This window comes from Flavobacterium magnesitis, assembly GCF_041729735.1.
GTDB lineage: Bacteria > Bacteroidota > Bacteroidia > Flavobacteriales > Flavobacteriaceae > Flavobacterium > Flavobacterium magnesitis.
The window spans coordinates 1-13,093 of the sequence record NZ_JBCFQK010000040.1; the positions used below are offsets into that span (position 1 = coordinate 1).

Genomic DNA, 13,093 nt, shown 5'->3' on the forward strand with positions numbered 1-13,093 from the left:
TTTTGTCGGTTGCCACTTTCTCAAAAAATCCTGTTAGGTGTTTGATGTAGTTCATTCTTTTGGTTGTGAGTTATGAGTTGTGAGTTATGAGTTGTGAGTTATGAGTTGTGAGTTATGAGTTGTGAGTTATGGGTTGTGTGCTTCGACAAGCTCAGCATGACAGTATTAATGATTTTTTGACACTATCTCACTAACCATTTTGGATTAAATAAAGTAACTGAAGCATCGACTTTATTTGCTTCTAACAATTTGTTTAAATCGGCACTAGAGTAATATAAAATCCCTCCAATTTTAGTGTAGGTAATAGTTCCATTAATTCGGAGTGTTTGTAAAGTACCAGCTGAGATGTTTAGCAGTTTACGTACTTCATTGGATTTGAGCCATTGCTTTGTTTGCTCTGGTTTGGCTAGCAGCATTTCTTTTAAGTCGTTTAGTAAAAGACTTCTGAATTCGTTTAAATCTTCGATAGTGATAATTTCGATTGCCATAATGTTGTGGTTTTAATTATTTGAGACAAAGAGAAATAATTAAGTTATACCAAAACAGTTACAAGGGGTTACGTAACCCCCTCAAACTTCAACAAAATCAGCTAATCGAGGTGAAAAATATTTTATATTTTTGAAGTATTTGATACCAATTGAAGGGAATTATACTAAATTTGTTCGCAGAATACCAAATAGGTAATTCAATTGAAAATATATTGCGAAAGTTATTTCGAGCCAAAGAAAACGACCAAAATTCTAAAAGCAGCTCTACAAATAAACTGTTCGCCCTCGCTATGCGTGGGCTCGGTTTATCGGAGCTGTAGGTGCTTGGTCGTACCTCTTTGGCTGGTGATCGATGTCCCACGCTGTTGTTTGTACCCATTCCAAAAGGGACTTTTGTTCAGTTTTTTTTAGGTTAGTTATGAAAAAAGATTCCTCAGTTAGTCCCGAATTAATGGAGTTTATGAAACTTCATCAAATCCCCAATTTGATTGCTTTGTTAGAATTTGACGATGCAAAACTGTTGAAAATGGATGGTTTTGGTTGGAGACTGATGCGTGAAGTATTAGTGCTTCGTGAGTGCTAGTAGTTCCATTATTTTTTCTCTAATTGCTTTTTTAGTTCCGCTTTCTACATTGTAATACTTTACCTTTAGGCTATCTATAGAAATATTATCCGTGTTTTTAGTCTTGAAATTTTGGGCAATAAACTTAAAAATGTCTGTCTGGTTTTTGTGTTTAATAATTTCCGTTTCAAGTAATAGTCCGAAAAAACAACTTAACTGCGCGACAGATAAACCTGAAATAAATTTAGTACTAACTTCATTTTCTGGAGGTATTTTAAACTGCTTTGTTTCTAAGTTGAGACTTCTATTTAGATATGCAATTTCTTCTTCGATCCAATGAACAATTTGATCTTGGACTGAAGGCAAATTAGTACGGTATTTTAATGAGCTAATTCTTTGCTTTTGATTGAAGCATTTAAGTGAAAGATATAAGCAATCAATTTTTTGAATATTGTTTTCTGAATTCTCAAGATTTTTTAGAATAGTGTCCGTTAAAAACTTAAAAAACTGTAGGGAGTTGAAATTAAGATAGAAGAGACAATCTATAAGTGTATCTTCGGATATTTTTGCATTTTCAATAAGTTTATGGATTTCTAAAATGAATTCTGAGCAATAATTAAAATCATAGTAGGTTAATTTTTCTTTTATATTTAAAGTTCCTATTTTAAGCAAAGGTTCATAGACAATATTCAGTAATTGATCATTAATAGTACTATTTAATAAAGCAGATTTTACATTTTTTAGTTTGTTGGTGATTTCTTTCTCTCTAATAAATATGGAACGATAGGGGATGTTACTTTGTACGTTTAAGTAATTTCTATATTCCTTTTCAATAAATCGATGCAGCTTTTCAAGATATATGTATGTAATTTTTAAGCAGTCTGTTTTATTATAGTTATCCGAAAATTGATAGAGTTGCTTATAATTAATAGGGTTAATCTCTTTGATTATACTATGTGCCAAATTTTCAAGGGATTGCTGTTTCTGATGTATGTGCTGCTCTATTTTATTTTTAGAATTTAAATTATAAATACGTTCCTTATTTGCTTTTTTGATCTTATCATTTTCTTTTTTGAGTGTTTGGCAACAATATAGAAAGAAACGATTTTCTTGTGTTAAATCTTCGATTTCACAGCTTTTTAGAATATATAATCTGCACTTTTTTTTAGCACACCAATTACACAGTACATCTTTTTTGGAAAGATTGAGTTCTTGAAGTACAATTGGTATATGTGGGTCCAGGGTAGAAGTAGTTCCAGAAGGTTTAAACCTTATTTTTCCACAATCCGGATGTAGATTATGTAGAGGTTTCTTTGCGGTATATTTTACATCTTGATTAATTATTTTGAAATCAACTTGATAAATGAAATAACTTTCAGATGATTTTTTTATAAGAAACGGTACTAAATCATTACTAAATATTATTGGAGGATTTTTAATTTCATTTACAATTCTATCGTAATTTTTAAGTAAGTATTTGTATTTCATGCTAATTCAGAAACGTAACTTAAACATTAGTTTTATAAATCATTTTCTAGCTTATAATTTCCAATTCCTTTCTGAATTTTTCTCAAAATCTTTGAAATGATGTTTTTAGGATAACTATAGAGCATTATAGTCAATTCAATTTTAACTAGAGTATTATTAGGAATATATAGCTAATGTAAGAAATATTTTGGATTAATATATTTGGACTACAAATCTTATCAAAATAAGGTAAAAATGTTAAATATCTTACATTATTTTTTGATTAGGCGTTTTTAATTTAAACTTGTTTTTTAAAATTTGCATATCCTCACTCACTTTTCTGTCTAATACTTTTGCATAGTGTTGAGTAGTTCGAAGGTTTTTATGCCCAAGCATTTTGCTTACACTTTCAATAGGAACACCATTTGTAAGCGTCACAGTCGTTGCAAAAGTGTGTCTTGCAATGTGAAAAGTTAATTCTTTTTCTATTTTACAAACTCCAGCAATTTCTTTTAGATACTCATTCATTTTTTGATTGGATAGGATAGGGAGTAATTTTTCTTGATTGCTGCTTTGTGGATGGTCGGCATATTTATCAATAATCATTTGTGTTAATGGAAGGATTGGAATTTTAGAAGCACTTTCGGTTTTCTGTCTATGAGTGAATATCCATTTCTCACCATCTATTCCGAAGCTTATATGAGACTTTGTTAAGTTTTTGACATCTATGTAGGCTAATCCTGTAAAGCAGCTGAAAAGGAAGATATCGCGAACTAGTGATAGTCTTTCTGTTTTGAAGTCTTTTTCAATAATGGATTGAATTTCATCTTCGGTTAGATAAACTCGTTCTACTTCTTTTACTTTTGATTTATAGTTAGCAAAAGGATTTTTATCAAGCCAGTCATTGGCCAAACATATCTTGATGATTTTATTGAAGTTCTTGATGTATTTTACAGCAGTGTTGTTCGCACAGTTTCGAACGCTTCGTAACCAAAATTCGTAATCCGAAATAAAGGCATGATCAATCTTTGTAATATCGATATCGGAAACATTATATTTCCATTGCATAAATTCGATAGTATGTTTCAAAGAAGTAGTGTAGCGTTCTAATGTTCCTGGAGCGTATTCTTTGCCGATTAGCTCTTTTATTTTGTTGTTGTGGTCTTGGAAGATAGGGATGAGCATACGCTTGGTTTCTGATAAACCAAACAATTCATTCTTTAAATTCTCAGAAGTAACACTAATGTCTTTTTTGAAAAGTTTCTTCTCAGCTTCTAAAACTTGACTTTTTAGATAATCAAGATGACTATTGATTGTTCTAGCTTCTTCGGTAGTGCCTTTAACTTTGCTACCTTCTGAGGACCATTTATCAGGATTGATGTATTTGTTCGTACTAAACTCAAAGCGTTTTGCATTTACTGTAACTCTGGTGTAGATTGGACAAACTCCTAAAATGTTAGCTTTTGTTCTCTTGATGTAGAAGAGAATTGATACGGATGTGTTCATTGTTGGTGACCTTAAAGTTAGTATTAAATTTATTCGATTTAATAACTACACACAAGATGTACATTTTTTGAATTTGTTGTTGAACAGCTTGTAGTAGCGGTGCTTTCGTTGCGAGGTGTCACTTAAAATTTAATTTTTTAGTGACACCTTGAAAGACACCTACACTTTGAGATTTATTGAATAATTTGATTATCCTAGAAATGAAAAAACCCACTAAATCGTTGAATTTAGTGGGTTTTAGTACCGTTTGCTTTTCAGCTCGCGGAGAAAGAGGGATTCGAACAAAACCGTTACATCCCGCTTTTATACTGCATTTCTAATATTTTTTTAACTGCTGTGCCACGGATGTGCCATAAAAATTTTCGCCATTTTTATAAATATTGAAAGTTCTAGGCTCGTTTAAATCCGCTTAAATTTACGTTATAATTCTTTAATTTATTTAGAGACAAAGGTATGTTTTTTTATGACAAACTAGGACAAAAATTTTTCAAAACAGATTTTGAAAATTGGATTAAGGAATTTACTCTTTTTAGTTATTTACGTTTTTTTAATTTTTAGTCGCGAAAAATTACAATCGAACACTTCATTCCTATTTTTGACATTGAAAGATAATCTTTAATTTATTGATTATAAGTTGTCGTTTTTTTTTTCCGTTTTTTTTTGAATAATTTATATTTTATGTTTTTAAGAGGTGTATATGTATTTAGTCTTAAAATTTAAAATTTGGATATAATACAAAATAGGATAAATGATGGATAATTAATTTAAAAAAATAAATGGGATTACAATCAAACTTTTATTTGTATTATTAGATGTGACCACAACTGAACAAATTCCGAACCATATTTAATAGAAAATTTGGAGAGATTAGTAAAATGGAGGTTTAGATACATTATATGTTTCGAGTTGAAACGTTGATTTATTTGCTTATTATGTATAAAGCATTTTTTAGAATATTGGAGAGCAGTCAATAAATAAATATCTTGATAAGAATATGATTGGTAAATTTTAAGAAAATTTAGCTTCTTTTGTATCTTTGACTGTTATAAGCCTAATATTTCTTTTTCTTTATTTCTAATGTGTTTAGAATTAGAACGTTTCTAATAAAGATTGACCAAATGTTAAATTAAGAATTAACATCTAACCCAATGCCTACCACAAATACAAAAACCAGAACTATAATAGCATTCTTTTTATTATTTCAACTTTCGGTATTTCAACTGCAAGCACAGCTTAGTGTTTTAAAGTTTAACCATCTTACTGTAAATGATGGATTGCCTCAAAATTCAATACACTCCATTGCAAAGGATAAGTATGGTTTTATGTGGTTTGGAACCTGGTGTGGAGCTTGCCGATACGATGGATATTCTTTTAAAGTGTTTAGAGCAAATGATAATGATCCAACTGCTTTTTCGGATAATATGATAAATGCAATTGTTACTGATTCATTACAAAACATTTGGATAAAAACGGGTGAACCTGATTACTTATACAAGTACAGTTATGAATATGAGAACTTTAAACGCTTTTCAACTAAAAAAGTAGCACCTTATATTCTTAAACGTATTGCACAACCCAAAGTAGCGGAAAATGATAAATATAAATTTACATCTAGTGAATCGGGTTTACTAAAATTGAACAAAGTTACGGGGAAAGAAATGCTCTATAAGGTCAATTATAATGATCCATTTTCAATCAACGATACATCTATTTTCACGAGTTATATCGATGATGAAAATAAACTATGGATAGGTACTCGAAGAGGTGGAGTAAATCATGCGAGTTTAAATGTTAAACCTTTTAATTATTATCATGAAGATAGCCCCGGAAAAGGATTAATTAGTAGTGAAGTCAGAGCTATCTGTAGAGATAAAAGCGGTAGGCTTTGGATAGGGTCTGAAGAAATGGGGGGTACAATTATAGAATACACTCCCCAAGGCAAAAGATATTCCTATTTCAATAATAAAAATAGCATTGATGGTAGAAGAATTCGTGCGCTTTATTGTGATAGGTATGGTTTTGTATGGATTGGATCAAAAGATGGTCTTGATAGATATGATCCTCATACCAAAACTTTCAAACACTATGCTGCCGATAAGAAGAAACCAGGACATATTGCAAGTCCTGTTATTTATGGTATACAAGAAGACAGTCAAGGTACAATGTGGGTTGGTACTTACGCTGGTTTAGCAAAGTATGATAGAGCTAATGATAAATTTGTGAGTGTATCTCCAGCAATAACTGGAGGAGTTCAAATCCGAGTTATCATGGAAGATCGTCAAAAAAATCTTTGGATCGCAATGGAAGACGGAGGTTTGACAAAGTTGATTCGAACCGCTGATAAATCAGTAAAATTCAAATCCATACGATATGTTCATGTAGAAGGAAATGATAATTCGCTTATTTCTAATCGACTTTATTCACTTGCCGAAGATAGTTCAGGGATGATTTGGATAGCTACAAATATAGGCTTAAGCCGTTTAAATCCTAAAAATAATAAGTTTAAACATTTTTTTATAAAAGATGGTCTGCCAGACGAAATTATTATGGGACTTTTATTTGATGGTAAAGAGTCTATCTGGATAAGCCATAAAAAAGGATTGACCCGAATGAATACCAAAACATTTGATATTCAAAACTTTAATGTAAACGACGGATTACAGAGTAATGAATTCAATCAAAATACTTGTTTTAGAGATAGTAAAACAGGTGAAATGTTTTTTGGAGGTATAAATGGTCTTAATTCCTTCTTTCCAGAGAAGATAAAAATCAATAAATACAAGCCTCAAGTTGTGTTTACCCGCCTAAACGTGATGAATAAAATGTTAGAGCCTGGGACAAAAGTAAACGACAGAGTTATAATGGAAAAATCACTTCTTTGTACTAACGAGATTTCGCTGAGCTGGTGGGACAAAACTTTTAGTATCGAATTTGCCGCTTTGCATTATGCCAATCCACAGGGGAATAAATACAAATACAAACTTGAAGGTATCGATAATGAATGGATATTTAACGATGCTTCTATGCGAAGTGCTTCCTATTCGCAACTTCCATCAGGAACTTATAATTTTAAAGTATATGGATCTAACAGCGACGGTATTTGGAGCGATAAACCAGCCAGTCTTCGTATTATAATACTTCCTCCATCGTGGCTATCCTGGTGGGCAATTACAATCTACATAGCTATTGGAGGCGTTGTTGTCTTATTCATTCATAAATACATAATGTCACGAATTGAACTCAGTAAAAACGAAGAAATTCATCAATCCAAACTTCAATTTTTTACCGGAATCTCACATGAATTCCGTACCCCACTTACGTTGATTATTGATCCATTAGAAAAATTAATTTCCGAAAAACTAGATAATGATACCGTAAAAAAGTACCACATTTTGATGCATCGCAATGCCAAACAATTGCTTTTACTAATTAACCAATTGCTGGATTTCAGAAAATTGGAATCAGGACATCTTACTTTAAATAAGCAGCAATCGGATATTGTTGTTTTTGTAAAAACAGCTGCAGCCGCATTCGAATCAAGAGCAAAAGATAAGGGAATTCAATTTAAAATAGAATCAGCAGTAAAAAGTTTGGATACTTATTTTGATACAGTCAAAATGAATATGGTGCTGAATAATTTGTTATCCAATGCTTTTAAATTCACGCCTAATGGAGGAGAAATTACAGTAAATATTGCTGTTTTAAATGAAGAAAATAGAATGCTAATAATAAAAGTGTACAACACTGGAGTTGGAATTTCAGAAGAAGAGCAGGAGAAAGTTTTTGATCTTTTTTATCAATCAGACAATTCAAATTCGCAACAAGAAGGTTCAGGAGTTGGATTAGCATTGACAAAAGAATTAGTGGAGTTGCATAGCGGAAAAATTTTGGTCGAAAGTAAATTAGGTCAAGGAGCTGCTTTTTCGGTTTTTCTTCCCATCTCAGAAAAACAAGAAGTTTCAAAACCTGAATTTTATCAGCATAAATTTCTTGTCGAAGAAGAAAGTTTGTTAACCAATTCTATTCAGTCTGTTAATTCTTCTGATGATTTGCCTCTGCTTTTAATTGTAGATGACAATGTTGATATTCGTAATTATATAGCGTTGAATTTCAGCAACGACTATCGTGTTATTTTGGCAACTAATGGCTTGGAAGGATTACAGCAAGCTGTGGAATATATTCCTGATCTTGTGGTAAGCGATGTAATGATGCCAGACATGAATGGATTAGAATTATGCCAGAAATTAAAATCAGATGAACGCACGAGCCATATTCCAGTAATTTTACTTACTGCTCGCCAATCAGACGAGTCGAAAGTAGAAGGCTATGAAACAGGTGCTGATGCTTATGTAACCAAACCTTTTAATTCAAATGTACTTCAGGCTCAAATGAGAAATCTTCTTGATCAACGTCAGTGCTTACGAGAACTGTTTTCGAAAGGTTCTGCTATTGAAATCAAGAAAATGTCAATGAATGCCATCGACGAAGCTTTTCTTACTAAAGTAATACAATACATTCATGACAATTTAGAGGACGAAGAGTTTAATATTAATGCGCTCTCAGAATTACTTAATATGAGTCGTTCGCAGTTTTATCGTAAAATAAAAGCACTCACTGATCAATCATTACTTGATTTTGTAACTACCATTCGAATGAATAAAGCATTAGAATATTTGTTAAGCAGTCAATACAATATTTCTGAAATAGCTTATAAAGTTGGCTATAGTATGGCCAGTAATTTCACTAGAACCTTCACACGTTATTTTGGAGTTAGTCCTTCCAAATATATAGATTCTATTAAAAAATAAAGATAAGTATATATTTTTTACAATGAAAATAGTTGCTATTCGAGAAATTCGGGTAGCAACTTTTTTTTGATTTAAAGTTTGAAAATACTCAGTTTATCTGGCTTTATGCTTTAAATTGAATTGTTTTTTATCTGTTTTGAATAGGTCTTTTTTTACTCTTGAGATTAGTTTTGTAATTCACTTTTTGATTAGGATAATCTTAAATTAATAAATATTGATTAATCTAATTAGGAGTTCAATAAATAGTAAATCCATAGTCTTTTTATCTTTTTGAAAGGAAACCTAAGAGTTAAAATTAGTAGAATCATATCTTTAAATAAAAAACTTAAATTCTAATTATGATAACATTTGTAAACATGAAAAACATTTTAAATCAATTATTAACAGCTACCTTATTTGTAAGCTCATTACCAACTTTTGGACAAGAACTTTATCCAATAAAAAAAACGGATCGTTTGTGGCATAATGAGCAACTGGAAGTTCGTTATAAACCAGAGGGAACCGATTTTGTCATTACAAACGGCAACAGACTTTTTACCCGTGCACTTTATGGTACTCATTCAGCATTTAGAGTAGAAACAGGTGACCGACCTGAATTTGCTTTATATATGCCAGGTATGGGTGGGAATTTTAAATTAGGGATATCTAGTAGTAATACAAATGCTAAGTGGTTAACAAAAGCAAAAACTATCACTGCAAGATACAGAGCAGGGTCTATGCTATATACAATTGAAGATCCAATCCTTGGCAAAGGAAAACTTTTATTGGAAGTGCTGGCTATGTCAGATGCTGAGGGATTTATTATAAAAGCCCGCTTTGAGAATGTAAAAACGCCTGTTACTTTATTTTCGGCTTTTGGAGGTGCAACTGGTAAAAGCTTTAGTAGAGAGGGAGATATGGGCCCCGATCCTGAATCAAGTTTTTATCTAAAACCAGAGTATTGTAAGGATAATAATTATGCTATCGAAAAAGAAGCCTTTACTTTGAAATACGGTTCAGGTGTCGAAATAGGTCAGGATGGACGCTATTATACAGAAGATTTGAATCAGCCGTCCAAGAAATCAAAAGAGCGTCTATTGGTGGGAAGTTTTCCAGTTGGGACAATATTAAAAATTGGGGATGCTACAAAATTAGACTCGCCGCAAGATTTTTTTAATTCGAAAACAGAAAATGCTCCCGCATTGGTTGGAAAAATAAATATAAAAACCAATATCGATTATTATTTCTCAATCCACAATCCGGTTACTAAACCAGTATTTAAGAATAGTGAACTCCCACGATTGCATGTACAGGCAGAGGCAGTAAGAAAATCAATTGCTGATCGAATTACCATCAATACACCTGACCCTTACATCAACACTATTGGAGGAGCATTGGCTATAGCATCAGATGCTACTTGGGAAGCCCCTTCCTATTTACACGGTTCTATTGGTTGGCGTAACCGTTTGAATGGTTGGCGTGGTGCATATACGGCTGATGCATTGGGTTGGCATGATCGAGCCAAAATGCATTTGGAAAGTTATGTTAAATCTCAAGTAACAAGTCCAGCAAGTGGACCTATCATTGCAGACACAGCGCACAATTTGTCTCGAAGTCTGGAAAAATTAGGAGTGGGAATGTTTACCAGCGGTTATATCAGTAGGCTTCCTAATGGTGAAAAAATGTCAGCGCACCATTACGATATGAATATGGTATTTATCGACATTATGCTTCGCCATTATGAATGGACGGGAGACAGAGCATTTTTAAAAGAAACCTGGCCAGTATTGAAGCGTCATTTGGAATGGGAAACTCGTAATTTTGATCCTGACAGAGATGGTTTATATGATGCTTATGCAGTGATTTGGGCAAGTGATGCTTTGCAGTATAGTGGCGGTGGTGTGGCGCATTCATCTGCCTATAACTATTTTTCTTTTTCAAAAGCAGCACAAATAGCAACTATTCTTGGAGAAGATCCAACTCTTTATCGTAACGAAGCTGATAAAATTTTGAAAGCAATGAATGCCCATTTATGGATGAAAGACAAAGGTTCATTTGCCGAATATAAAGATGCAATGGGTAATCGATTGTTGCATACTGCACCAGCATTATGGACAGTTTATCACAGTATGGATTCTGAAACAATGAATCCATTTCAAGCCTATCAAAGTTTACGTTATGTAGATAATGAAATACCGCATATCCCAGTAAAAGCAAAAGGTTTAGAGGATGAGGGTTATTATACTTTATCTACTACTAAATGGATGCCTTATGAGTGGTCGTTAAACAATTCGGCATTAGCAGAATCTATGCATACAGCGCTTGCCAACTGGCAAGGAGGTCGTACAGATGAAGCCTATAAATTATTCAAAAGTGAAGTACTAAGCTCGATGTACCTTGGCGGAAGTCCTGGTAACTTTGTACAAATATCACATTTTGATGCGGTAAGAAATGAAGCCTACCGTGATTTTGGAGATCCAATTGGTATGTTTTCCAGAGCTTTGGTAGAAGGTCTTTTTGGTATTGTACCTAATGCTTTGAGCAATACGCTTAACATTCGCCCAGGATTACCTTCTTCATGGAATTATGCCTCTTTTTCTACACCTGATATTTCGTTTGATTTTAAACGTAGTAATCAATCGGATGTTTATACATTGGTACCTACATTACATAAAAGCCTTAATTTAAAATTCCAAGCTATTGCACAAGGTCAGGTCAAAAACATTACCATAAATGGGAAATCGGTTAGTTGGAAAAATATAGATTCGGCTGTCGGTAAACCAGTAATCGAAATTAATGCACCAGCAGCTGACAAATATGTTATCAATATTATTTGGCAAGGGAATAAACCAGTGTTGCCAACTGCTGAAAAAAGCTATGCAATTGGAAGTGTCATCAGTGAAAAATTTGCAGATGCAAAAGTTTTAAGCGTGAATGACCTACAAAATGTATTGAAAAATATTGAGACCACAGCATCAGGATTTACTGCTAAAGTAGAGGCATCAGTTGGAAATTATACCGTGTTTGTGCAATTACAACAAGGGGAATTATCGTGGTGGATGCCTATTTGTTTCAATGTAGAAAAAGCTGTTACGCTAGTTACAGGAAAGGATTCAGAAGAAAACAGCAATAGTTTTACATTACAGAATAATACAAGTAATGCTGTAAAAGCAATTGTAAAAGTTAACGGCTTTAGTACATCTGTTGATATTCCATCAGGTCAAAATAGTACAGAAATAGTAGTTCCAGAAAATAATCTGATTACGGGAACCAATCAGGTAGTTATCCAATTGCTAAACGGAGAAACGCTTACTGAGTCATTATACAATTGGAAAGTGACTACAAAAGGTAAATTAGAAAACGTGAATATTACAGGATATTTTAACGATAAAGTAACCCAAATCTTCAGGAATAAATATCTTTCGCCAAGACCGCAGGTTACCACTTTACAACTTCCATGGCAAGGAATTGGTGATTGGCCGCACTCTTTAAGGACATTTGATGTTGACGATAGTGGGTTGCGTAAATTAGCCGGAGTGAAAAATAGTATTACACTTCCTCAAGGCATTTCATTTGCTACTCCAGGAGTAGAAGGTACTAACAATATTCTATTCACATCACAATGGGATAATTATCCAACAGAGAAATCTATTCCGCTTACAGGAAATGCTTCTCATGCGTGGTTTTTAATGGCTGGTTCTACTAACCCTATGCAAAGCCAGTTTGATAATGGTATTTTAATTGTAGAATATACTGATGGGACAACAGATTCTCTGGTGTTACGAAATCCAGAAACATGGTGGCCTATGGAACAGGATTATTATACTGATGGATTTGCCTTTGCCTTAAAAAGGCCACGTTCTACACGTATCCATTTAAAAACAGGATCTATTGTTTCTGGAGAGGAATCTAAAGCTAATTATAATGGAAAGGTAATTGATGGAGGTGCTGCAACAGTTTTGGATATGCCACTAAATCCATCGAAAACGCTAAAAAAAATTACTCTTAAAACAATTGCTAATGATGTTGTAATAGGATTAATGGCGGTGACGCTCTTGCGATAATGAAGTCTCTTTTTCCCTTGCAGGTATTTGGATGTATTAAAAACGATACCTGCAAGGTATTCAAATCTATTAGTGCCTAATATAAAAATGAGTATAAGTAGTCACCGTCGTCCGTTTCTGTAAGTGTTCCCGCCAGATAGTCTTTATAATATATAGCTGCTTTTCTCATGCGTTCTCCTTGTCAATTTTGGATAATTCTCTTGCATTTACTGGTGCCAA

Annotated in this window: 6 protein-coding genes; 3 read left to right on the top strand and 3 right to left on the bottom strand. The window is 33.0% G+C overall.

What is annotated here, in order from left to right; translation table 11 throughout:
• Window positions 1–182: 182 nt before the first annotated feature.
• On the bottom strand, window positions 183–488 hold the full coding sequence (locus tag AAGV33_RS16110) for a helix-turn-helix domain-containing protein (protein WP_373393378.1): 306 nt from the start codon (window positions 486–488) through the stop codon (window positions 183–185).
• Window positions 489–906: 418 nt separating this feature from the next.
• Between AAGV33_RS16110 and AAGV33_RS16115 the strand changes: the two genes are divergently transcribed.
• Window positions 907–1,071, top strand: coding sequence for a hypothetical protein (locus tag AAGV33_RS16115; protein ID WP_373393379.1), 165 nt, complete (start codon window positions 907–909; stop codon window positions 1,069–1,071).
• On the opposite strand, the gene AAGV33_RS16120 is transcribed toward AAGV33_RS16115, so the two are convergent.
• Window positions 1,051–2,538, bottom strand: a complete 1,488-nt coding sequence (locus tag AAGV33_RS16120; RefSeq protein WP_373393380.1) for a hypothetical protein — start codon at window positions 2,536–2,538, stop codon at window positions 1,051–1,053. The genes AAGV33_RS16115 and AAGV33_RS16120 overlap by 21 nt on opposite strands.
• 246 nt (window positions 2,539–2,784) lie before the next feature.
• Window positions 2,785–4,023, bottom strand: coding sequence for a site-specific integrase (locus tag AAGV33_RS16125; RefSeq protein WP_373393382.1), 1,239 nt, complete (start codon window positions 4,021–4,023; stop codon window positions 2,785–2,787).
• A gap of 1,148 nt (window positions 4,024–5,171) precedes the next feature.
• On the opposite strand from AAGV33_RS16125, the gene AAGV33_RS16130 reads away from it, so the two are divergent.
• Window positions 5,172–8,831, top strand: a complete 3,660-nt coding sequence (locus AAGV33_RS16130) for a hybrid sensor histidine kinase/response regulator transcription factor (protein ID WP_373393383.1) — start codon at window positions 5,172–5,174, stop codon at window positions 8,829–8,831.
• Between the two features lie 338 nt (window positions 8,832–9,169).
• On the top strand, window positions 9,170–12,874 hold the full coding sequence (locus tag AAGV33_RS16135; protein ID WP_373393385.1) for a DUF4450 domain-containing protein: 3,705 nt from the start codon (window positions 9,170–9,172) through the stop codon (window positions 12,872–12,874).
• Window positions 12,875–13,093 lie beyond the last annotated feature (219 nt).

Bases quoted from the DNA above. Each gene is read 5' to 3' on its own strand.
- AAGV33_RS16125 (WP_373393382.1), bottom strand. From the start codon at position 4,023: ATGAACACATCCGTATCAATTCTCTTCTACATCAAGAGAACAAAAGCT.
- AAGV33_RS16115 (WP_373393379.1), top strand. From the start codon at position 907: ATGAAAAAAGATTCCTCAGTTAGTCCCGAATTAATGGAGTTTATGAAA.
- AAGV33_RS16135 (WP_373393385.1), top strand. From the start codon at position 9,170: ATGATAACATTTGTAAACATGAAAAACATTTTAAATCAATTATTAACA.
- AAGV33_RS16130 (WP_373393383.1), top strand. From the start codon at position 5,172: ATGCCTACCACAAATACAAAAACCAGAACTATAATAGCATTCTTTTTA.
- AAGV33_RS16110 (WP_373393378.1), bottom strand. From the start codon at position 488: ATGGCAATCGAAATTATCACTATCGAAGATTTAAACGAATTCAGAAGT.
- AAGV33_RS16120 (WP_373393380.1), bottom strand. From the start codon at position 2,538: ATGAAATACAAATACTTACTTAAAAATTACGATAGAATTGTAAATGAA.